Annotated in this window: 19 protein-coding genes; 13 read left to right on the forward strand and 6 right to left on the reverse strand. The window is 67.7% G+C overall.

Annotation, left to right across the window (positions count from 1 at the left end; translation table 11 throughout):
- Positions 1 to 30: 30 nt before the first annotated feature.
- Positions 31 to 1,302 carry an MFS transporter gene (locus TSH64_RS29315; protein WP_109450425.1) on the reverse strand — a complete coding sequence of 424 codons (1,272 nt, stop codon included), beginning with the start codon at positions 1,300 to 1,302 and terminating at the stop codon, positions 31 to 33.
- A gap of 162 nt (positions 1,303 to 1,464) precedes the next feature.
- On the opposite strand from TSH64_RS29315, the gene TSH64_RS29320 reads away from it, so the two are divergent.
- The 4 genes from TSH64_RS29320 to TSH64_RS29330 all read left to right on the forward strand — a co-directional run bounded on the left by TSH64_RS29320 (position 1,465) and on the right by TSH64_RS29330 (position 4,940).
- Positions 1,465 to 2,979 carry a pentapeptide repeat-containing protein gene (locus TSH64_RS29320; protein ID WP_109450426.1) on the forward strand — a complete coding sequence of 505 codons (1,515 nt, stop codon included), beginning with the start codon at positions 1,465 to 1,467 and terminating at the stop codon, positions 2,977 to 2,979.
- A gap of 155 nt (positions 2,980 to 3,134) precedes the next feature.
- On the forward strand, positions 3,135 to 3,275 hold the full coding sequence (locus TSH64_RS35715; protein ID WP_158285430.1) for a hypothetical protein: 141 nt from the start codon (positions 3,135 to 3,137) through the stop codon (positions 3,273 to 3,275).
- A 19-nt stretch (positions 3,276 to 3,294) separates the two neighbouring features.
- A complete protein-coding gene (locus TSH64_RS29325; protein ID WP_109450428.1) occupies positions 3,295 to 3,747 on the forward strand; it encodes a YsnF/AvaK domain-containing protein in 453 nt (150 codons plus the stop codon).
- Between the two features lie 5 nt (positions 3,748 to 3,752).
- On the forward strand, positions 3,753 to 4,940 hold the full coding sequence (locus TSH64_RS29330) for a YsnF/AvaK domain-containing protein (protein ID WP_109450430.1): 1,188 nt from the start codon (positions 3,753 to 3,755) through the stop codon (positions 4,938 to 4,940).
- Positions 4,941 to 5,032: 92 nt separating this feature from the next.
- Here TSH64_RS29330 and ettA read toward each other — a convergent pair whose 3' ends face one another.
- Positions 5,033 to 6,709, reverse strand: a complete 1,677-nt coding sequence (gene ettA, locus TSH64_RS29335; protein WP_098740304.1) for an energy-dependent translational throttle protein EttA — start codon at positions 6,707 to 6,709, stop codon at positions 5,033 to 5,035.
- 162 nt (positions 6,710 to 6,871) lie between these two features.
- Between ettA and TSH64_RS29340 the strand changes: the two genes are divergently transcribed.
- A complete protein-coding gene (locus TSH64_RS29340) occupies positions 6,872 to 7,351 on the forward strand; it encodes a YaiI/YqxD family protein (RefSeq protein WP_109450432.1) in 480 nt (159 codons plus the stop codon).
- A gap of 25 nt (positions 7,352 to 7,376) precedes the next feature.
- On the opposite strand, the gene TSH64_RS29345 is transcribed toward TSH64_RS29340, so the two are convergent.
- Positions 7,377 to 8,780 carry an FAD-linked oxidase C-terminal domain-containing protein gene (locus tag TSH64_RS29345; RefSeq protein WP_109450434.1) on the reverse strand — a complete coding sequence of 468 codons (1,404 nt, stop codon included), beginning with the start codon at positions 8,778 to 8,780 and terminating at the stop codon, positions 7,377 to 7,379.
- 332 nt (positions 8,781 to 9,112) lie between these two features.
- Between TSH64_RS29345 and TSH64_RS29350 the strand changes: the two genes are divergently transcribed.
- The 7 genes from TSH64_RS29350 (at position 9,113) to lipA (ending at position 16,522) form a co-directional block, all read left to right on the forward strand.
- Entirely contained in the window at positions 9,113 to 10,204 is a 1,092-nt protein-coding gene (locus TSH64_RS29350) for an NAD(+)/NADH kinase (protein ID WP_109450436.1), read from the forward strand.
- A gap of 32 nt (positions 10,205 to 10,236) precedes the next feature.
- The gene (locus TSH64_RS29355; RefSeq protein ID WP_098740309.1) at positions 10,237 to 11,220 is read left to right on the forward strand and encodes a thiamine pyrophosphate-dependent dehydrogenase E1 component subunit alpha; all 984 of its coding nucleotides are present in this window, start codon (positions 10,237 to 10,239) and stop codon (positions 11,218 to 11,220) included.
- Positions 11,221 to 11,280: 60 nt separating this feature from the next.
- Complete coding sequence (locus TSH64_RS29360; RefSeq protein WP_109450439.1) at positions 11,281 to 12,315, forward strand: alpha-ketoacid dehydrogenase subunit beta; 1,035 nt, start codon at positions 11,281 to 11,283, stop codon at positions 12,313 to 12,315.
- 121 nt (positions 12,316 to 12,436) lie between these two features.
- Positions 12,437 to 13,561, forward strand: a complete 1,125-nt coding sequence (locus tag TSH64_RS29365; protein ID WP_199237695.1) for an acetoin dehydrogenase dihydrolipoyllysine-residue acetyltransferase subunit — start codon at positions 12,437 to 12,439, stop codon at positions 13,559 to 13,561.
- Between the two features lie 95 nt (positions 13,562 to 13,656).
- The gene (locus TSH64_RS29370; RefSeq protein ID WP_109450441.1) at positions 13,657 to 14,442 is read left to right on the forward strand and encodes a glucose 1-dehydrogenase; all 786 of its coding nucleotides are present in this window, start codon (positions 13,657 to 13,659) and stop codon (positions 14,440 to 14,442) included.
- 47 nt (positions 14,443 to 14,489) lie between these two features.
- Complete coding sequence (locus tag TSH64_RS29375) at positions 14,490 to 15,602, forward strand: 2,3-butanediol dehydrogenase (protein ID WP_247873209.1); 1,113 nt, start codon at positions 14,490 to 14,492, stop codon at positions 15,600 to 15,602.
- Positions 15,602 to 16,522, forward strand: a complete 921-nt coding sequence (gene lipA, locus TSH64_RS29380) for a lipoyl synthase (RefSeq protein ID WP_109450445.1) — start codon at positions 15,602 to 15,604, stop codon at positions 16,520 to 16,522. The genes TSH64_RS29375 and lipA overlap by 1 nt, the downstream gene beginning before the upstream one ends.
- On the opposite strand, the gene TSH64_RS29385 is transcribed toward lipA, so the two are convergent.
- The 3 genes from TSH64_RS29385 to zapE form a co-directional block, all read right to left on the reverse strand.
- Complete coding sequence (locus tag TSH64_RS29385) at positions 16,506 to 16,967, reverse strand: hypothetical protein (RefSeq protein ID WP_109450447.1); 462 nt, start codon at positions 16,965 to 16,967, stop codon at positions 16,506 to 16,508. The two genes, lipA and TSH64_RS29385, sit on opposite strands and share 17 nt — an antisense overlap.
- A 221-nt stretch (positions 16,968 to 17,188) precedes the next feature.
- Entirely contained in the window at positions 17,189 to 18,859 is a 1,671-nt protein-coding gene (locus TSH64_RS29390) for a methyl-accepting chemotaxis protein (RefSeq protein ID WP_247873210.1), read from the reverse strand.
- A 380-nt stretch (positions 18,860 to 19,239) separates the two neighbouring features.
- Positions 19,240 to 20,412 (reverse strand): cell division protein ZapE, encoded by a 1,173-nt coding sequence (gene zapE / locus TSH64_RS29395; protein WP_109450451.1) that lies wholly within the window; start codon positions 20,410 to 20,412, stop codon positions 19,240 to 19,242.
- Between the two features lie 255 nt (positions 20,413 to 20,667).
- Here zapE and TSH64_RS29400 point away from each other — a divergent pair, with 255 nt between their 5' ends.
- Entirely contained in the window at positions 20,668 to 22,842 is a 2,175-nt protein-coding gene (locus TSH64_RS29400; protein ID WP_109450453.1) for an ATP-binding protein, read from the forward strand.
- Positions 22,843 to 22,855 lie beyond the last annotated feature (13 nt).

Genomic DNA, 22,855 nt, shown 5'->3' on the forward strand with positions numbered 1-22,855 from the left:
CGGCCCCTCATGGAGCCGGGCTTCGTCGTTTCAGGCCTCCGATGCGGCCTTTGCGGCGTCGGCCGATGCCATGTCGTCGTCACCGGCCTCCGCAGCACCGACATTGCGGGTCTCCGGCAGAAGCAGCGCCGCGAGCAGCAGGGCCACGCCCGCAGCCGCGGCCAGCATCAGGAAGGCGGCGCTGTAGCCCTCCCGCACCACCATCTGCCCGGCGGCGGCGGTGCTGAGCGAGGCGCCGATGCCCTGGAGGGTGGCGATTGCGCCCTGGCTGACATTGAAGCGCCCGGTCCCCTCGGTCAGGTCGGCGACCACCAGCGGGAACAGCGCACCGAACAGCCCGGCGCCGACCCCGTCCAGCAGTTGGACGCCGACGAGCCAGGCGGAATTGTCCGACAGGGTGTAGAGGACACCGCGCAGGGGCAGCACCAGGAAGGCGGCCAGCAGCAGGGGCTTGCGCCCCCAGCGGTCGGCCCTGGCGCCCACCAGCATCGCCATCGGCACCATGACCAGCTGTGCCGCGACGATGCAGAAGGACATCAGGCTGGTGCCCAGCGCCGGATCCTTCATCGCCAGCTTCTGGCCGACCAGCGGCAGCATCGCCGCATTGGCGAAATGGAAGAGGGCGGCGCATCCGCCGAAGATCAGCAGCGGCCGGCAGCTGAGGATGACGCGCAGACCGGACGGGCTCTCCCGGTCGCCGCCATGGTTGGCGCCATGGAGCCCGCGGGCGACCGCATGGTCGATGGCATTGGCGGGAATGCCGGCGGTGGCGGCGATGCTGCACAGCGCCATCGCGGTCATCAGCCAGAACACCGCGATGGGTCCGAAGGCATAGGCGGCCAGACCGGCGAGCAGGGCCGCCACCGCATTGCCGGCATGGTTGAAGGATTCGTTGCGTCCGACCCGGCGGACGAAGGCGCGCGGCCCCAGCATACCCAGCGTGATTGCCGCGATGGCCGGCGGGAAGACCGCTCCGGCGGCGCCCACCGCCGATTGCAGCACGGCGACGACGGTGAAGCTGTTCAGCCAGGGCAGGGTCAGCGAGCCCACCGTCACCAGAAGCGCTGCGACGACGATCACCGCGCGCTTGTAGCGGGTGCCGTCGACCAGCGCTCCGGCCGGCACCTGGGCTGCGATTCCCGCCAGCCCGGCGAGCGTCATCACCAGCCCGATGTCCGCCTCGTTCCAATGCTGGACGGTCAGCAGATAGATCGCCAGATAAGGGCCGAGCCCATCCCGCACGTCGGCTAGGAAGAAGTTCAGCAGATCGAGAGAACGGTCTGGTCCGGCCACGTCGGTCATCCTGCAGGGAGTCCGCCCCGGATGGAGCTGCGGCAACAGAACGCCGAACGGAGCGATTTGCTCCAGAGCATTCAGAAGCAGTGACGCGCCTGTCCGAACGGGCTATCGTTGCAGCGACTCTGCTGTCTTTCGTCATACGGTTGGATCCGGGAACCCGACGCCATGGCCGAACGCGATCCGAAAGAGATCGACGAACTCCGGACGATCATCCAGGCGCATCAGGCATGGCTGAAACGGCCGTCCAGCGGTCGGCGCGCCGACCTCAGCTTCCGCGATCTCTCGCGGCTGAATCTGGAGCGCGTGTCGCTGGCCGGCGCCAAGCTGGCCGGGGCCAACCTCAGCAACGCCCGCATGGTGAAGGCAAACCTGTCGCAGGCCGACCTGTTCGGCGCCGACATGGAGGCGGTGAACCTGACCGGCGCCGTCCTGACCGGCGCCGACCTGCGCGGCGCCAACCTGCACCGCGCCCTGCTGACCGATGCCAACCTGCGCGGTGCCGATTTCCGCGCGGGCGAGCTGGTGGACAGCAGCGGCCAGGAGGGCGGCCAAGAGGGCAGTGGCCGGACCTCCACCCGCGGCACCGGCACCACCCGGCTGACCGAAGCGAAGATGGAGCGGTCGATCCTGGCCGGCGCCAATTTCTCCGGCTGCGACCTGACCGGCGCCGATCTGAACGACGCCGACCTGACGGGCGCGGAGCTGACCTCCGCCGTGCTGATGGGCACCGATTTCTGCGGCGCCAACCTCGACGGGGCGGTGTTCGGCAACACGGTGATGGACCACGCCACCCTGACCCGCACCTTCATCCCCTTCGCCCTGCCGCCCGACGCCATCGTCCGCCCCAGCTACAGCGCGATGCCGGTCGCCGAATTCCTGGAGCTGGTGGAGCGGCACGAGCGCTGGGTCGACAGCGGCGGGGCGGAGGGGGCCCGGCTCGACCTCGACCTCGTGTCGGTGGCGGGGGCGGACCTGCATGGGCGGACGCTGGCGGCGGCCCGCCTGCGCCGCTGCCGCCTGCCGGGCGCCCGGCTGACCAAGGCCAGCCTGGAGATGGCCGAGCTGTCCTACATCGACCTCGACGAGGCCGACCTGCGCGACGCCGTGCTGCGCGGGGCCACCCTGCGCCGCGCCTATCTGGCTCACACGCTGATGAACGGGGTCGATGCCCGGCCGGTGCCGCTGGCCGGCGGCCGCGACTGGCCGGCCAATTTCGAGGGCGCCGACTTCTCCGACGCCGACCTGCGCGACTCCACCATGGGGCCGGCAATCGTGCGCGGTGCCGTGTTCAACAATGCGCTGACCGACCGCTCCGGCATCGACATCACCGGCGCCACCAGCCCCTTCCCCCCGCCCCCGCCGGAAGAACGGCGGCGGCAGAAGCGCTTCGTCCGCCCCGGCATGGTCGTCCACACCGACCATGGCAGCTTCCCCGCCCGCAACTGGTCGGTCGGCGGACTCTGCCTGCTGGCGGTCAACCAGCCCTACCAGCGCGGCCAGACCTTCCAGGCCCGCGTCGTGCTGGCCGACCAGCAGGAGGTGGCCGCCGTCGCCAACCTCGTCGTCCTGCACCGCGACGAGGAGCGCGGGCAGCTGTCCGTCCGCTTCCACCAGTATGGCGACGACCTGAAGGCGCTGCTGAAGACCGCCTTCCTGGAACACCAGAAGATGGCAGGCTGACACCGGCGGCCGTTCGGAACTCCGCCAAACAGTTTGATTGCACAGGATCGTTGATTCACCGAAACGTTCGCGGAACGATCCAACCGACCTCCTGTTTGAAGGGAGCACACCGGACGGGGACGCAACCCTCCGGTCCACCCCGGAAGGAGGCTCCCATGGCAGACGAGCAGAAGCCCAGGAAAGTTGGCGTGTATGACGGCGCCAATGGTGGAGCCGGCAGTTCCGGCATGAACTGGATGTGGATCATCATCGGACTGATCGTGGTCGCGGTCGTCCTTTATCTCCTGTTCCGCTGACCCGGCGGCACCCGCCGCCATGACGGCCGACACCGGACCGCCACCCGCCCGGCGCAGCGACGGCGGCGATGCGGTCATTCCCCTGCACGACGAGTCGGTGACCGTCGGCAAGCAGCGGGTCGAGCGAAGCCGCGTCCGCGTCACCACCCGCGTGTCCGAACGCGAGCAGATCGTCCGCGAAGCGCTGGAGCATGAGGAGGCCACCGTCACCCGCGTCCCCATCGACCGCGAGATCGACGCCCATCCCGGCATCCGCCAGGAGGGGGACGTCACGGTGATCCCGCTGGTGGAGGAGGTGCTGGTGGTGGAGCGGCGCCTGGTGCTCCGCGAAGAGCTGCACATCCGCAAGAACCGGCGGACCGTCGAGGTCGAGCAACCCGTCACCCTGCGTTCCGAAGACGCGGTGGTGGAGCGTGTGACCGCCCCGCCCTCCCCCGTCCGATCCCCCAATCAGACTTCGCCCGAGGAGTGAGACCGATGACCAAAACCATCGTTGCCCTCTACGACCACCGATCCGACGCCGAAACGGCATCCCGCGATCTGCAGGCCGCCGGTTTCGAGTCAAGCGTCATCGAAATCCTGTCGCACAGCGACCTGTCCAGCGGCGGCTGGGGCGACAGGGATCTCGGCGGCTCCCCCACCGGGACCGCCGCCGGCTCCCTGACCGGCGACAGCTCCATCGGTGCTGCGAGCGGCATGGCCCGCACCGACCTGTCCACCGGCTATGTCGCCTCGCCCAACACGGTGCCGGGCACCGGGCTCGGCATGGAAAGCGGCCTGGGCGCCGGAGCGGGCATGGGCACGATGGGGTCCGGCGGCGTCATGACCGGCAGCGGATCCGGCGGAATGCTGGCCCGGCTGACCGGCTGGGGCATCCCGAACCAGGATGCGCAGGTCTATGCCGAAGGCGTGCGCCGCGGCGGATCGTTGCTGAAACTGCGGCTGGAAGAGGAGGATGTCGACCGCGCCATGGACGTGCTGGAGCGCGGCAACGTGGTGGATGTCGAGGAACGCGGCAGCGCCTACCGCGACTCCGGCTGGGCCGGCTACGACGAAACCGCCGCTTACTACGATGACCAGTCGGCGGAGGAGGAGCGTGTGCGCTACTCGCCGGGCCGCACCGCCATCGACACCACGGGCGCCACGACGATGGGCAGCACGACAGCGGGCACTGCGGCCGGGCTGACCGGAGCCGCCGCCGCCATGCGCGACGTGAACGCCGACAGCACCCGGATCGGCAGCGCCGAACGGGAAGAGCAGATCCCGATCGTCGAGGAGCAGGTCAACATCGGCAAGCGCAGCGTCGAGCGCGGCGGCGTCCGCGTCCGAAGCTATGTCGTCGAGACGCCGGTCGAGGAACAGGTCCGTCTGCGCGACGAGACCGTCACCGTCGAGCGCCGCCCCGGCGGCCTAGTCGGGGGCAGCAGCGAGGTTCCGGCCGACGCCTTCCGCGAGCGCACCATCGAGGTGACGGAGACCGACGAGGAAGCGGTGGTCAGCAAGACCGCCCATGTCCGCGAAACCGTCGTGGTCCGCAAGGATGTCGAGGAACGCGCCCAAAGCGTCCGCGACACCGTCCGCCGCACCGAGGTGGAGATCGAGGACACGCGGGACAAGAGCACCCGCAATCCGCTCTCCGACCGGACGGACGATGTGACCCGCTGACCGGACTGACCGTTCACGGATATGGAAAAGGCCGCCCCTTCCAATCGGAGGGGCGGCCTTTTCCGTTCAGCCACCAGGATCGGCAGCCAGGATCAGCTACGCACCAGCGGCTTGTACTTGATGCGGTGCGGCTGGTCGGCGTCGGCGCCCAGGCGGCGCTTCTTGTCGACCTCGTAATCCTGGAAGTTGCCCTCGAACCATTCGACGTGGCTTTCGCCCTCGAAGGCCAGGATGTGGGTGGCGATGCGGTCGAGGAACCAGCGGTCGTGGCTGATGACCACGGCGCAGCCGGCGAAGCTCTGCAACGCGTCTTCCAGCGCCCGCAGCGTATCGACGTCGAGATCGTTGGTCGGTTCGTCGAGCAGCAGGACGTTGGCGCCGGACTTCAGCATCTTGGCGAGGTGGACGCGGTTGCGCTCACCGCCTGACAGCTGCCCGACCTTCTTCTGCTGGTCGGGACCGCGGAAGTTGAAGCTGGAGACATAGGCGCGGCTGGGCATGGTCTTCTTGCCCAGCTCGACCAGATCCAGCCCGTCGGAGATCTCCTCCCACACCGTCTTCTTGGCGTCGAGGCTGTCGCGGCTCTGGTCGACATAGCCGAGCTTCACCGTGTCGCCGACGCGGAAGGTGCCGGCATCCGGCCCGTCCTGCCCGGTGATCATGCGGAACAGCGTGGTCTTGCCGGCGCCGTTCGGGCCGATGACACCGACGATGCCGCCCGGCGGCAGCCGGAAGGACAGCCCGTCGATCAGCAGCCGGTCGCCGAAGCCCTTGGCGATGCTCTCCGCCTCGATGACGACGTTGCCGAGGCGCGGCGGCACCGGGATGACAATCCGGGTCTCGCCGGACTGCTCCTTGCCGCTTTCGGCCAGCAAGGTCTCGTAGGCGGTGATGCGCGCCTTGCTCTTGGCCTGACGGGCGCGCGGGCTCTGCCGGATCCACTCCAGTTCGGTGGCCAGCTGCTTCTGGCGCGACTCTTCCTGGCGGCCTTCCTGCTCCAGGCGCTTCTGCTTCTGCTCCAGCCAGGACGAGTAGTTGCCTTCCCACGGAATCCCCGACCCGCGGTCGAGTTCGAGGATCCAGCCGGTGACGCTGTCGAGGAAGTAGCGGTCGTGGGTGACCAGCACGACGGTGCCCTTGTAGTCCTCCAGATGCTTCTGCAGCCAAGCGACCGATTCGGCGTCGAGATGGTTGGTCGGTTCGTCGAGCAGCAGCAGGTCGGGCTTCTCGAGCAGCAGCTTGCACAGCGCGATGCGGCGCTTCTCGCCGCCCGACAGCTTGGTCACGTCGGCGTCGCCCGGCGGGCAGCGCAGCGCGTCCATGGCGATCTCGACCGTGCGGTCGATGTCCCAGGCGTCGGCCGCGTCGATCTTCTCCTGCAGCTCGCCCTGTTCGGCCAGCAGCGCGTCGAAGTCGGCGTCCGGGTCGGCCATCAGGTTCGACACTTCGTTGAAGCGGTCGAGCAGCGCCTTGGTCTCGCCCAGCGCTTCCATGACGTTCTCATGGACGTTTTTGGTCGGGTCGAGTTGCGGCTCCTGCGGCAGGTAGCCGACCTTGGCGCCCTCGGCCACCCAGGCCTCGCCGGAGTAGTCCTTGTCCAGCCCGGCCATGATCTTCATCAGGGTCGACTTACCGGAACCGTTGACGCCGAGCACGCCGATCTTCACACCCGGCAGGAACGAGAGCCAGACGTTGTCGAGAACCTTCTTGCCGCCAGGATAGACCTTGGTCAGGCCCTTCATGACATAGACATACTGGTAGGACGCCATGCGCCGCTCCGACCTTCCGAAAAAATGTGAGAATTGGCGCCGCCCCATCCCGATGGTTCTACGGCACCCTGTCGCTAGGGACTGGTTTTAGCGCATAAGGGCCTTGCATGAAACCTTGTTGAGCCACCCGGCGGGGGCCGGGCGGCGACAGGAGGAACAGGATTGGTCAGTCCCAAGGTCGAAATCTACGTCGATGCCGACGCCTGCCCGGTCAAGGCCGAGGTCTACAAGGTCGCCGGCCGCACCGGCTCCAAGGTCTGGCTGGTCGCCAACGCGCCGCTGCGCCTGCCGACGGAGTGCATGGCGGAGTTGGTGGTGGTCAGCGACGGCTTCGACGCCGCCGACAACTGGATCGCCGAGCATGCCGGTCCGACCGACGTCGTGGTGACGGCGGACATCCAGTTGGCCGACCGCTGCGTGAAACGCGACGCGGTGGTGATCGGCCCGACCGGACGCCCCTTCACGCCCGACAGCGTCGGTTCGGCACTGGCGACCCGCGCGCTGATGCAGGATCTGCGCGACATGGGCGTGGTCAGCGGCGGCAACGCCCCGATGAGCCAGCGCGACAAGTCGCAGTTCCTCCAGACGCTGGACCAGGCGGTGCAGGCGCTGAAGGCGGGGCGGCGGCCGAAGTTCCGGTGAGGGGAAGGAGGGGGCCGAGGCCCCCTTACACCCGCACCACCTTGCCCGGATTCAGCAGGTTGTCCGGATCGAAGGCCCGCTTCAGGTCGCCCATGACGTTGAACGCTTCGCCGGTTTCCTGCTCCAGGAAGGCCATCTTGCCGTAGCCGATGCCGTGCTCGCCGGTGCAGGTGCCACCCATCTCCAGCGCACGGGTCACCATCTTGTCGGCAAGGCGCTGCGCCTCGGCCAGCTCCGCCGGGTTCTCGGGGTCGAGGACATAGACGAGGTGGAAGTTGCCATCGCCGACATGTCCGACCATCGGGGCCAGCATGTTGGACCCCGCCAGATCCTGCTTGGTCTCCAGGATGCAGTCGGCAAGCCGCGAGATCGGCACGCAGACGTCGGTCGGCCAGCCCTTCGACCCCGGACGCAAGGCGAGTGCCGCGTAGTAGGCGTCGTGCCGGGCTTGCCACAGCTTCGAGCGGTCCTCCGGCCGGGTGGCCCAGGCGAACTCCATCCCGCCATGCTCGGCGGCGATGGCGGCCACCATCTCCGCCTGCTCCTTCACCCCGGCCTCGGTGCCGTGGAACTCGAAGAACAGGGTCGGGGCGACGGCGTAGTCGAGCTTGGAGTATTTGTTGACGGCGTCGATCTGCACCTCGTCCAGCAGTTCGATGCGGGCGACCGGCACGCCGACCTGAATGGTCTGGATCACCGTGTCGACGGCACCCTTGATGGTCGGGAAGGCGCAGACGGCGGACGAGATGGCTTCCGGGATGCCGTAGAGCTTCAGCGTCACCTCGGTGATGATGCCGAGCGTGCCTTCGGAACCGACGAACAGCCGGGTCAGGTCATAGCCGGCCGCCGACTTGCGCGCCCGCCCGCCGGTCTTGATGACGCGGCCGTCGGCCAGCACCACGGTCAGGCCCAGCACATTCTCGCGCATGGTGCCGTAGCGCACGGCGTTGGTGCCGCTGGCCCTGGTCGCCGACATGCCGCCCAGCGAGGCGTTGGCGCCGGGATCGATGGGGAAGAACAGGCCGGTGTCGCGCAGGTGCTCGTTCAGCTGCTTGCGGGTCACGCCGGCCTGGACGGTCACGTCCAGATCCTCCGGGCTGACGCGCAGGATCTGCTGCATGCCCGACAGGTCGATGGTGATGCCGCCGGCCAGCGCGGCGATGCCGCCTTCCAGCGAGGTGCCAGTGCCGAAGGGGATGATCGGCAGCTTGTGCTTCGCGCAGATCCTGACGATTGCGCTGACCTCTTCGGTCGAGTTGGCGAAGGCGACGCCGTCCGGCGGGAAGGGGGTGTGATAGGATTCGTCCTTGCCGTGATGCTCGCGCACCGGCAGGGAGGTGGTGAACCGGTCGCCCAGCAGAGCCGACAGCTCGGCCCGGGCCTCCTCGGTCAGGGCCGCACGCGGCCGGGTGGTGGCGATGACGGTCATGGGTGTTGTCCTCCCCGCTGGACGGTTCATTGGTATGACCAAAGGAAGCTAGAGCGGCGGACAAGTGCTTGGCAAGACGGGTGTTGCGCAACGGTGGAATGCCGGAGTGCGGCGGGATGGTTCCAATCTCACGCATGAAGCGCCACACCTGTTGCACCGGCGGCGCAACAGTCCGTGCAACAGGTGTTGCAACGCCCCACCCCGCCGCACCACCTCCAACCGTTGAAAATCAAGAAAATCCGCTAAACTGACCATCTGGCACGGCGGTTGCTCTTACTCCCTCGAACCGCGCGTCGATCAACGGCGCGCATCAGCGAGGGGGAGGCGCCATCTTGGCTCCGGTCGTCGGCATCGTCGCCAATCCGGTTTCAGCCCGCGATATCCGCCGGGTCGTCGCCAACGCCACCAGCCTGCAGATCGCCGACCGGGCGAACATCCTGCTGCGTGTGCTGGCGGCGCTGCGTGCCTGCGGCGTCCGCGACGTGCTGATGATGCCGGAGAATGGCGGCATCCGCGCCCATGTCGAGCGCGGCCTGATGCGGGCCAGGGGGAATGGCGCCTCGGGCGGCCAGGACATCTACCCTGCCCTCCACACCGTCTCCATGCCGGTCACCGGCACCGTCGCCGACACCCACCGCGCCACCGCGGAGATGCGGCGGGCCGGCGTGTCGGCTCTGGTGGTGCTGGGCGGCGACGGCACCCATCGGGCGGTGGCGGCGGAATGCGGGACGGTGCCCATCGCCGGCATCTCCACCGGCACCAACAACGCCTTCCCCGAACATCGCGAGCCGACGATCACCGGGCTCGCCACCGGGCTGGCGGTCACCGGGCGGGTGCCGCCGCACATCGCGTTTGCCGCCAACAAGCGGATCGACGTGTCGCTCGACAGCGGGGCGACCGGCGCCACCGTCACCGAGATGGCGCTGGTCGATGTCGCCCTGGTGACGGAGCGCTACATCGGCGCCCGCGCCCTGTGGCGGACCGAGAATTTCCGCGAACTCTACGTCACCTTCGCCGACCCGGAGGTGATCGGCATGTCGGCCATCGCCGGCCTGCTGGAACCCGTCGGCCGCGACGAGAGCGGCGGCCTGATGGTGCGGCTGTCGCCCAATGGCGATGGTGCCGGCGATTGCCGCAGGGGCATCACCACCCTCAACGCTCCCATCGCGCCAGGAATGATGGCCCGGGTCGGCGTCACCGACTGGCGCCGCATGCCGGCCAGCGTGGCCTTCGTGCCGGAGGTCACCGCCGGCTCGGTCGCGCTGGATGGGGAGCGCGAGCTGTCCTTCAGCGAACGCGACCGTCTGTCCCTGACGCTCCGGGACGACGCCTTCCGCACGGTCAACGTCGCCGCGGTCATGCGGCACGCCGGCCAGAACCGGCTGCTGACCGGCACCCCGGTGCCCGTCGCCGCCGCCTTCTAAACATCAAACACACTCCAGGGAGAAAACACCTCATGGCCCAGAATCCCTTCCCCCTCGGCAAGGACGAGCTGCTGAAGGCCTACCGCACCATGCGGACGATCCGCGAGTTCGAGGAGCGGCTGCACGTCGATTTCGCCAAGGGCGACATCCCCGGCTTCGTCCATCTCTATGCCGGCGAGGAGGCCTGCGCCACCGGCATCATGATGCACCTGAACGACAACGACCGCATCGCCTCCACCCACCGCGGCCACGGCCACTGCATCGCCAAGGGCGTCGATGTCCATGCGATGATGGCGGAGATCTACGGCCGCAGCACCGGCGCCTGCCGGGGCAAGGGCGGGTCGATGCACATCGCCGACCTGTCCAAGGGCATGATGGGCGCCAACGGCATCCTCGGCGCCGGCGCTCCGCTGATCTGCGGCGCGGCGCTGGCCGCCAAGGTGCGCGGCGACCGCGGCGTCGGCATCACCTTCGTCGGCGACGGCGCGTCCAACCAGGGCACCTTCCTGGAGAGCCTGAACCTCGCCGCGGTGTGGAACCTGCCGGTGGTCTTCGTGGTGGAGAACAACGGCTATGCCGAATCCACCGCGATGGAGTGGGCGGTGTCCTGCGACAGCTACGTCGACCGCGCCACCGGCTTCGGCATGCCGGGCGTCACGGTGGACGGCACCGACTTCTTCGCGGTGTACGAGGCAGCCGGCGAGATCATCCGCCGCGCCCGCGACGGCGGCGGCCCGGCGCTGCTGGAATGCAACATGGTCCGCTTCTACGGCCATTTCGAGGGCGACGCCCAGACCTACCGCGCCAAGGGCGAGCTGGAGGCGATCCGCGCGTCCCGCGATTGCCTGACCATCCTGTCGGAACGGGTGGTCGAGGCCGGGGTGATCGGCCGCGACGAGCTGCAGGCCATCGACCGCGAGGTGAACGCGCTGATCGAGGACGCCACGCGCGCCGCCAAGGCCGCCCCGCTGCCGGCGCCGGAAGACCTGCTGCGCGACGTTTACGTCGCCTACTGAGCCACGTCTACGTCGCCTACTGAGCCCATTCAAGAAACGCGAAACGCGCGGAGGAAACACATGTCCCGCAAGATCAGCATGAAGCAGGCGATCAACGAGGCCCTGGATCTGGAGATGCGCCGCGACCCCACCGTCATCGTCATGGGCGAGGACATCGTCGGCGGCACCGGCGCCCAGGGCGAGGACGACGCCTGGGGCGGCGTGCTGGGCGTCACCAAGGGTCTGTACGCCAAGCATGGCGACCGGCTGATGGACACGCCGCTGTCGGAATCCGCCTATATCGGTGCCGCCGTCGGGGCCGCCGCCTGCGGGCTGCGGCCGGTGGCGGAGTTGATGTTCCTCGACTTCATGGGCGTCTGCTTCGACCAGATCTTCAACCAGGCCGCCAAGTTCCGCTACATGTTCGGCGGCAAGGCCGAAACCCCGGTGGTGATCCGCGGCATGGTCGGCGCCGGCTTCCGCGCCGCCGCCCAGCATTCGCAGATGCTCACCCCGCTGTTCACCCACATTCCTGGCCTGAAGGTGGTCTGCCCCAGCAACGCCTATGACGCCAAGGGCCTGCTGATCCAGTCGATCCGCGACAACGATCCCGTCATCTTCTGCGAGCACAAGAATCTCTACGGCCTGGAATGCGAGGTTCCGGCCGAGAGCTACGCCATCCCCTTCGGCGAAGCGAACGTGCTGCGCGATGGTGACGACGTGACCATCGTCAGCTACGGCCTGACCGTCCACCGCGCGATGGAGGCGGCGGCGACGCTGGTGAAGGACGGCACAGAGGCCGAGGTGATCGACCTGCGCACCCTGTCGCCCATCGACTGGGACACCATCGTCGAGAGTGTGGAGCGCACCGGCCGGCTGGTGGTGGTCGACGAGGCGCACCCACGCTGCAACCTCGCCACCGACATCGCCGCCTTCGTCGGCCAGAACGCCTTCGGGGCGCTGAAGGCCGGCATCCAGATGGTCACCGCCCCGCACACCCCGGTGCCCTTCGCGCCCTCGTTGGAGGATCTGTACGTTCCCAGCGCCGACAGCATCGCCAGCGCCGTGAAGCGCACCCTGTCGCCCAAGGGCGCATCGCCGCGGATCGCGGCGTAACAGACCGGCCTCACACCACACAGCACGCACGAGCCGCCCCACCCCCCTCATTCCCGCCTCAGCGGGAGTGACGGGAGGGGTGTGCACCAAGCAAAAAAGCATTCCCAGGAGACCGAGTTCCATGTTGAACGAGCGCATCAAGCCCATCGTCATGCCGAAATGGGGCCTGTCCATGTCGGAAGGCAAGGTCACCGGCTGGCTGAAGCGGCCGGGATCCACCATCTCCATCGGCGATGAACTGCTGGAGGTCGAGACCGACAAGATCACCAATGTGGTCGAGGCGGGCGAAACCGGCGTGCTGCGCCGCGTGCTGGGCGAGCCCGGCACAGTCTACCCGGTCAAGGCGCTGATCGCCGTGCTGGCCGACCCCGACGTGCCCGACGACGACATCGATGCCTTCATCAGCGCCTATGCCGTCCCGGCCAGCGAAGACGACGGCGACGCCGAGGCCGGCCCGCAATACCACACCGCGGAAACGCCGGCCGGAACCATCCGCTATGCCAAGCGGGGCGAGACCGGGCCGACCGTCCTGCTCGTCCACGGCTTCGGCGGCGATCTCGACAACTGGCTGTTCACCATCGACGCGCTGGCGGAGAAGGCCACCGTCTACGCGCTCGACCTGCCCGGCCACGGCCAGTCGAACAAGCAGATCGCCGATCCCAGCCTGTCCGGCCTGTCGAAGGCGGTGCTGGGCTTCCTCGATGCGGTCGGGGTGGAGCGCGCCCATTTCGTCGGCCATTCGATGGGCGGGGCGGTGTCGATGCGCACGGCACTCGACGCGCCGGGGCGGGTGGCGTCGCTGTCGCTGATCGCGTCGGCCGGTTTGGGCGAGCAGATCGACCACGGCTACATCCAGGGCTTCGTTGGTGCGACATCGCGCCGCGACCTGAAACCGGTCCTGGAGACGCTGTTCGCCGACCGCGGCCTTGTCAGCCGCCAGATGGTTGACGACCTCCTGAAGTACAAGCGGCTGGACGGTGTGGACGAGGCGCTGCGGGCGCTGTCGGCCTCGCTGTTCGCCGAGGGCCGGCAGGCCAGCGTGCTCGCCTCCGGCATCGCGGATGCCAGGACGCCGACGCTGGTGGTGTGGGGCGAGGAGGACCGCGTCATCCCCGCCGATCATGCCCAGGCGCTGGCGAACACCGCCCAGGTCGCCATCCTCCCCGGCGCCGGCCACATGGTGCAGATGGAGGCGGCCGGCAAGGTGAACGCGCTGCTGAAGGACCACATCGCCAAGGCGGACTGAGGAGGCCAGCCCCCTTCCCGCCCCCTATCCCCGGTTCCCGACCCCCTCGCCACCGGCGTGCGGCTGACCGCCAGCGCGCCGGCAGGAGACCGTTCATGCCCGATCTCAAGAACAAGTGCATCATCGTCACCGGCGCCGGCCGCGGCATCGGCGCCACCATCGCCAAGGCGCTCGCCGCCGACGGTGCCAAGCTGACCATCGCCGACCGCAACGAGGCCGACGCTCAACAGGTCGCCGAAGCCATCCGTACGGCCGGCGGCAGCGCCATCGCCGTCATCGTCGATGTCCGCGACCGCGCCGCCGTCCGCCGCATGATCGACGAGACGGTGAAGGCCCATGGCCGGCTCGATGTCCTCTTCAACAATGCCGGCATCGCCCAGACCAAGCCCTTCCTCGACATCACCGAGGACGACTGGCACACGGTCAACGACGTCAACGCGCTGGGCGTGCTGATCGGCATGCAGGAAGCGATCAAGACGTTCAGGAAACAGGGCGGCGGCGGCAAGATCGTCAACACCGCCTCCATCGCCGGCAAGCAGGGCTACGAGCCGCTGGCCCATTACTCCGCCAGCAAATTCGCCGTGGTGGCATTGACCCAGGCTGCCGCCCGCGGCTTCGGCAAGGACGGCATCACCGCCAACGCCATCTGCCCCGGCGTGGTGGCGACCGAGATGTGGAAGATCATCGACCAGGGCTTCCGCGACACCGGCATCACCAAGTCGGAGAACGAGGCCTTCGACATGTTCGCCGCCGGCGCCGTGCTGGGCCGGCCGTCGCGGGCGGAAGATCTGGTCGGCGTTGCCCGCTTCCTCGCCTCGTCCGACAGCGATTTCATGACCGGCCAGTCCCTGCTGGTCGATGGCGGGATGGTGTTCGCCTGACCGCAGCAGACACTCGCCCCACAACGATAAAACCGGAGGACAACACCATGAGTGCAGCGTCGATGAAGGCCGCCGTCTGGCATGGCCGCAAGGACATCCGGGTCGAGGACGTGCCGCTGCCGGGCGCGCCGCCCGCCGGCTGGGTGCAGATCAAGGTGCATTGGTGCGGCATCTGCGGGTCCGACCTGCATGAGTATGTCGCCGGCCCGGTCTTCATCCCGGTCGACACCCCGCACCCGCTGACCGGCCTGAAGGGCCAGTGCATCCTCGGCCACGAGTTCAGCGGCGAGATCGCGGTGCTCGGCGAGGGCGTGACCGGGTTCAGCGTCGGCGACCGGGTGGCGGCCGACGCCTGCCAGCATTGCGGCGAGTGCTATTACTGCAAGCACGGCATGTACAACATCTGCGAGAAACTGGCCTTCACCGGCCTGATGAACAACGGCGCCTTCGCCAGTCTGGTCAACGTCCCGGCAGAACTGCTCTACAAGCTGCCCGACGGCTTCCCGACCGAGGCCGGCGCCCTGATCGAGCCGCTGGCGGTCGGCATGCATGCGGTGAAGAAGGCCGGCAGCATCGTCGGCGAGACGGTGGTGGTGGTCGGTGCCGGCACCATCGGGCTCTGCACCATCATGTGCGCGAAGGCGGCGGGAGCCGGGCGGATCATCGTTCTGGAGATGTCCGCCGCCCGCAAGGCCAAGGCGCTGGAGGTCGGCGCCTCCCTCGTGCTCGATCCCAAGGAGTGCGACGCGGTGGCGGAGGTCAAGGCGCTGACCGGCGGCTACGGTGCCGACGTGTCGTTCGAGTGCATCGGCCACCGCGACACCGCCAAGCTCGCCATCGACGTGATCCGCAAGGCCGGCAAGACGGTTCTGGTCGGCATCTTCGAGGAACCCAGCTCTTTCAACTTCTTCGAGATCGTCGCCACCGAGAAGCAGATCATCGGCTCGCTGGCCTACAATGGCGAGTTCGCCGACGTCATCCGCTTCATCGCCGACGGCCGGATCGACGTGCAGCCGCTGATCACCGGCCGCATCACGCTGAGCGACATCGTCAGCGGCGGCTTCGAGGAGTTGGTCGCCCACAAGGACCGCAACGTGAAGATCATCGTGCAGCCGCAAGCCGTGGCCGCGGCAGCCGAACAGCCGGAGCTTGTCCACTGATGGCCCTGCCCGCGCTGCATGCACCCCGCCCGGAACACCGGCCCGAGAAGCCGGCCTGGCTCCGCGCCCGCGCGCCCGCCGGTGCGGCGTTCGAGGACACCCGGTCGCTCGTCCGCCGCCACGGCCTGAACACGGTCTGCGAGGAGGCCGCCTGCCCCAACATCGGCGAGTGCTGGAGCAAGCGGCACGCCACGGTGATGATCCTGGGCAGCGTGTGCACGCGGGCCTGCGCCTTCTGCAACGTCGCCACCGGCCGGCCGGACGCGCTCGACCCCCACGAGCCGGACCGGCTGGCCGAGGCGGTGAGCAAGCTGGGCCTTGCCCATGTCGTCATCACCTCGGTCGACCGCGACGACCTGCCGGACGGCGGTGCCGCGCATTTCGCCCGCTGCATCCGCCGCCTGCGCGAGACCGCCCCCGCCACGACGGTGGAGGTGCTGACCCCCGATTTCCGCAACAAGCCAGGGGCGGTGGAGGCGGTCGCCGATGCCCGCCCCGACGTCTACAACCACAATCTGGAGACTGTGCCGCGGCTCTATGCCGAGGTGCGGCCGGGTGCCCGCTATTACGGCTCGCTCCGCCTGCTGGAGCGGGTGAAGGAGCGCGACCCAGGCATCTTCACCAAGTCCGGCATCATGGTCGGGCTGGGCGAGGAGCCGGCGGAGGTGTTGCAGGTGATGGACGATCTGCGGGCGGCGGGCGTCGATTTCCTGACCATCGGCCAGTATCTCCGCCCCACCCCCACCCATCACCCGGTCGCCCGCCACGTCACGCCCGAGGAATTCGAGCGCTATGCGACGGTGGCGCGGGCGAAGGGCTTCCTGATGGTGTCGGCGACGCCGCTGACCCGCTCCTCCCACCATGCCGGCCGCGATTTCGAAGAGCTGCGGCGGCGGGCGGCGGCTATTGCACCACCCTGACAGGCCCCACCTTGGACCCATCCGACTGCGGCGGCTTCATCAGTTTGCAATTGCTCACACAATAGGTCTGCATCTCCATGCGGCCGCCGCAGCTCACAAAACACTCATCGTAATCCTGGGAACAGCTGCTCAATCGGTAGCAATGAATTTCACTTTCAAAGTCCCCAATTCGCCTTTCATGCTTCGCACCTTTGGGAAGATTTTTCTTGTACTCGTAATATGCGGCATGCGCACGGGTCAGCCCTTCGGCCATGCAGGTCTGGTACCCCAATTCGACCGCGGCGTTGCACAGCTGCCTCGTCTGCTGGCATTGGGCGACGCAGCGTTTTCCGGCGTCGGTTGCCGGCATGAAAGTGGTCGTCCTCGTCTGTAAATTCGGAGTTGGGGTACAGCCGGCCATCGCGGCCGCCAGCAGGCAGCCGAGCACAACTAAACGCGTCTTCATCGTGGATGCCCCGCCCTGGAATGACGTTACCTGGCATGAACAGCCAAGCCAGAGGAAGTCATCCGTTCCCAGCGCAGGATTCGCAAAAAAGGTTTCCGGGCCGCAACAGCCACAATCCGGAGACGAAGAAAATCCGCCCGCCGGACCGGACCAACAATGATGCCGGGCCGGTTCGACGGGAGGGTTGAGGACGACGAACGTGGGTGCGGATGCGGGTACGGTCAGGCGGCGCGGACGGTGGCGATGAAGTTGCCGACCTCCGCCTTCAGCCGATCCGCCTCCTTCGCCAGCCCGTTGGCGGTGCTCAGAACCTGATCGGCGGCGGCACCGGTTTCGGTGGCGGCCCTGGTCACGCCGACGATGTTGGTGGACACCTGCTCGCTGCCGCGCGCCGCCTGGGCGACATTGTTGGAGATTTCGGAGGTCGCCGCATTCTGCTCCTCGATGGCGGCGGCGATGGCCGACGAGATTTCGCTCATCCGGCCGATGATCCCGGCGATGCCGGCCACCGCTTCCCGCGCACCGGTGGTGGCGCCCTGGATCTGCTTCACCTTCGTCTGGATCTCGTCGGTGGCCTTCGCCGTCTGGCTGGCCAGCGCCTTCACCTCGCTGGCGACGACGGCGAAGCCCTTGCCGGCCTCGCCGGCGCGGGCGGCCTCGATGGTGGCGTTCAGGGCAAGCAGGTTGGTCTGGCCAGCGATGGAATTGATGAGATCGACCACGGCGCCGATCTGGTTGGCGGTTTCGACCAGAAGCTGCATGCTGGCGTTGGTGCGGTCGGCCTCCTGCACGGCGGTTGCCGAAATGGCGCTCTGGTTCGACACCTGACGCCCGATCTCCAGGATCGAGGCGGCCAGCTCCTCGGTTGCCGCGGCGACCGTCTGCACGTTGGCGCTGGACTGTTCCGATGCCGCCGCGACGGCGGTCGCCTGCGCGGTCGACTGGGTCGCACTGGAGGACAGGCTGCCGGCAGCCCCCTGCATCTGGATGGCGGACGAGGACACATTCTGGACGATGGCGCTGACGCTGCCCTCGAACCGGTCGGCGAGTCGGCGCATCTCCGCCTTGCGCTCCGCCTCTGCGCGCGCCTTCTGTGCCTCCTGCTCGGCGGTCAGGCGCCGGACTTCGAGCGCGCTGCCTTTGAAGACATCCAGGGTGCGGGCGAGCAAGCCGACCTCGTCGCGGCGCTCCGTCCCATCGATGGCGAAATCCAGTTCGCCCTGCGACACGCGGGTCATCGCGGTGATGATGCGCGTCATCGGACGGGTGATCAGAAGCACCACGACGATCAACGACAACCCCAGCCCCAGCAGGATGCCGGCGATGGAGAGCGTCAGGACGACGCTCCGCGTCTGCTCGGTGGCGGCGCTGGCTTCCCGTATCGCCTTCTCGACACCCTTGCGGTTGATTTCGACCCGCTCGTCGATCAGTTCAGACGCCGCGCGGCGCGTCTTGGCGCCTTCGCCGGAACTGAGGGCGAACGCCTCGTCATCCTTGCCCTGAATGGTCAGGTCGATGACCTTGAGGGCGTTCTGTCGGTAGGCGTCGACCAGCGATTTGATCTTCACGCCGGTTTCGCGGCGGATGTCGCTGTCCGCGGTGAGGGCGAGGTCGGCGACGGCCTTGTCGGTCCGCGCCATCGCTTCGTTGAACATGGCGGAAAAACGCCGCATTTCATCGACGTTCTTTTCGATGATGGCGTTCTTCTCGGCCACGGTTGCCGCATTGAGATGTCGGCCGACGTCGAGAATGGTCGCGCGCCGTGCCGCCTCGACGGTCAGCGCATATTCCGAGACCCGCTGAACCAGTTCCAGACGCTGGAGCGCCGTCACGGCAATCGCCGTCATGAAGGCCAGCAGCAGAATCACCGGTGCGAGGATCTTCACGATCATCTTTTGATTGCCGAACCACCCCAACATCCACCACCCCCAAAAGCGATAATTCCGAGCGGGATCAAAACCATTCCCTCGGATTTAGGGTAGTTTTTTCACCAATCCAATCAATAGGGGGTAAACCACTTTATTATTTAAATAATGAAATGTTTATTTTCAGAGCGTAATTCATCAACTTGATGGCGAGATTTTGTCAATATATTGCCATTTTCGCGCAAATATTGTACGAGCTGACTGACAATCAAAAAGAATATTTTATTACTCTCGCAAAGAAATTCCTTCTCTTGTATCGGCAAGAGAAATACAGCCGCCTTGACCAGCCATGGAAGGACCGGGCAAGGCGGCGAACCCCGGTCGAGAGAACCGATCCGGAGCAGCGATCAGGTCAAATGCTGCCGTTGCAGGTAGTCCTCGCTCTGCATCTCCATCAGGCGGCTGACCGTGCGCTCGAACTCGAAGGCGTGGGTGCCTTCGGGATAAAGGCGTTCCGGCGGGCCCTCGGCGGCGATGACGACGTTGACCTTGTGCTCGTACAGCGCATCGATCAGCGTCATGAAGCGCTTGGCCTCGTTGCGCAGTTCGTCCTTCATCGTGGGCACATGGTCGATCAGAACCGTGTGGAAATGGGTGGCGATCGCCAGATAGTCGGCCGCCCCCAGCGGCTTGCCGCACAAATCCCAGAAATCGACCCAGGCCACGCATTTGGCGGCACGCGCGATTTCCACCCGCCGTCCCTGCACCGTGAGGCTGCAAGGCTCGCCCGCCGCACCGCCGGTCAGGTCGGAAAAGGCTTTCGCAAGGGCAGCGTCCGAGGCCGTACCCAGCGGGTGATGGTAGATCGGCACGCCCTTCAGCCGGTCCAGCCGGTAGTCGGTCGGGCCGTCCAGCGACAGGATGTCGAGCTTTTCCTTCAGCAGGGCGATGAAGGGCAGGAACAGCTCGCGCTGGAGACCGTCCTTGTACAGCATGTCGGGCGGCCAGTTGGAGGTCGCCACCACCACCACGCCCAGGTCGAACAGGTTGGTGAACAGGCGCCCCAAAATCATCGCGTCAACGATGTTGGTGACGTGGAACTCGTCGAAACAGAGCAGCCACGCCTCGTCGGCCAGCGCACGGGCCAGTTCGGGTAGCGCCTCGTCCGGGCCATCGTGCTTTCCCTTGCCCGACTGGCGATGGTCGTGGATGCGCTGGTGGATTTCCAGCATGAATTCGTGGAAATGGACGCGCCGCTTCTTGTCGACCGGGGCGGTCTCGTAGAACAGGTCCATCAGCATCGACTTGCCGCGGCCGACGCTGCCGTAGATGTACAGCCCCTGCGGTGCGGTGGAGGCGATGTCCGGCGGCGGCGGCGCGGCGCGGCGGCGGCCCAGACCGAAACGCTCCAGCCACCCTCCCCCTGCCGGCTTGTCGTCGCCGACGGGCTGCGGCTGATAGCCCTTCAACGCCTGATACAGGCTTTGGAACTTCTCCGCCGCCAGTTCCTGGTCGGGATCGGGGCGAAGAGTGCCGCTGCCGCGGCGGGCGCGGTAGAGCGAAAGCGGTCCGTCGGTCATGGGGATATGCGCGATCCGGCTGCCAAGATGGCTCCTTACCTAACGGATGGCGCCGGCTACGGCAACCGCCGACGGGAGGGAGAACAGGGCATGGCAGAGCGGCGTCCACGCTCAAAGCACGCGGCATGAACGGCGCGGCATCTGCGCGCAGTGCAAAGCCCCGCATTTCCGTCCGGTTACACTTTCTTTAAGGCGCCGGCGCGATTAAACAGGGGGGCCATCCGGCCGCAACCGCCACAGGAAATCACGACGCCGATGCCCGTTCCCGGGTCCGCCTCCCCGCCGCCACCCCGCTCCACCGCCGGTCTGGCGGGAGCGTTGCGTGGCCGGCTGGGATCGGTGCGCTTCCTGATGACCGCGTCCGGCCTCGCCTTCATCCTGGTGGTCAACACGCTGATCGGCTACGGCATCCTCCAGGGCCGTCGCGAGGCGCTGGACGCCGGTGAGCGCGCGACCCGCGATCTTGCCCGCATGCTGGAATCGCAGACGCTGCGGACGGCCTTCGCGGTGGACCAGCTGCTGCGCGACCTGTCCTTCGCGCTCGACATGCTTCCCGACGGCCCCCGCCGCGGCAGCACGGCGATCCACGACCATTTGCGCCAGCGGCGCGACACCTTCGCCGAACTGGCCGATCTGGTGGTGGTCGACGGCGACGGCTTCGCCCTGCATCATTCAGCCGAACTGCCGCTGCCGACGGTGCCGTTGTCCGACCGCTCCTATTTCACCGGGCCGCGTGACGGCGGCCGGGATCTGCATGTCAGCGCCGCCATCACCAGCCGGGTGCGGCCCGGCACGCAGATCATCCCGTTCAGCAGGCGCTGGCTGGATACCGACGGCGGCTTCCGCGGCGTGCTGGTCGCCATGGTCGATCCGACACGTCTGGCGGCGACGCTGGAATCGCGGGATATCGACCGCAAGGGCAGCGTGATCCTGGCGCTGGGGGATGGCACCATCCTGCTGGAGCGGCCGCAGGGGCCGGGTGGAAATCACGGCGGACCGGGCCGGCTGACCGACTGGCCGGCGGTGTGGACCGCGCTTGCCATCCATGACGAGACGACCATCCGCGATGCGGTCCCCGGACCCGGGGGCGACACCGACAGCCTGGTCAGCGTGCGGCGGGTGCAGGGTTATCCCTTCGTGATCGTCGCGACCCTGCCGGTGGCGGCGGCGCTGGCCGAATGGCGGCGCGACACGGCGGCCTGGACGTCCATCGGCACGGTGATGACCATCGCCATCGCCCTGCTGACCGCCTTCGTCGTACGCCAGCATGCCCGGCGGGACGAGGATCAGGCCCGGCTGGCCCGCGCCTCCCGCCGGATCCGCGGCATCCTCGAGTCCATGCTGGATGCGGTGGTGACCTTCGACACCGCCGGGCGCATCGTCACCTTCAACCGCGCGGCGGAGATGATGTTCGCCGTGCCGGAGCGGGAGATGATCGGCCAGCCGATCGAGGCGCTGATCCCCGACGCGCGCGGCGGTGCCAACGACCGCGACCTGACCGCCCTGCGCCGTGACGGCCATGCCTTCCCGGTCGGCTTCACCGTCAGCGATCTGCGGCTGGGCGGCGGGACCGGTGCGGCGCGTCCGGACGAACCGCGGATCTATGTCGGCGTCATCCGCGACATGACGCGCCGCAAGCAGCAGGAGGCGGAACTGATCGCCTCCAAGACCCAGGCGGAGCTGGCGAACCGGGCGAAGAGCGAATTCCTGGCCAACATGAGCCATGAGCTGCGCACCCCGCTGAACGCCATCATCGGCTTCGCCGAGGTGCTGGACAGCGAGTTCTTCGGCACGGTCAACGAGCGGCAGAAGTCCTGCATCACCGACATCCATGACAGCGGCCGGCACCTGCTGGACATCGTCAACGCCGTGCTGGACATGTCGAAGCTGGAAGCCGGTCAGTTCGATCTGTGCGAGGAGGCGGTGGAGGTGCATGAGGCGGTCGGCCAATGCCTGATGATGGTGCGCGACCGCGCCGCCTCCGGCGGGGTCGCCATCCACAACGAGGTGACGGCCGCCATCGCCACCCTGTGGGTCGACCGCCGTGCCTTCAAGCAGGTGATCCTGAACCTGCTGTCCAACGCGGTGAAATTCACGCCCGGCGGCGGCAGCATCACCATAACGGCCGGGATGGAGCAGGGTCGCGGCTTCGCACTGGCGGTTGCCGACACCGGGATCGGCATCCCGCCGGACTTCATGGCCGACCTGTTCCAGCCTTTCCGTCAGGCGGAGAATGCCGCCAACCGCCGGTACGAGGGCACCGGGCTGGGCCTGTCGATCTCGAAGAATTTCGTCGACCTGCATGGCGGCACGCTGACCTGCCGCAGCACGCCCGGTGCCGGCACCACGATGACGGTGCGGCTGCCGGCCGGGCGCGTGATCGAACAGCCCAGCCGCATCGGCAGCCACGATCCGGTTCCGGCGGCCTGAGGCGGTTTTGCGC

Source organism: Azospirillum sp. TSH64, from assembly GCF_003116035.1.
GTDB lineage: Bacteria > Pseudomonadota > Alphaproteobacteria > Azospirillales > Azospirillaceae > Azospirillum.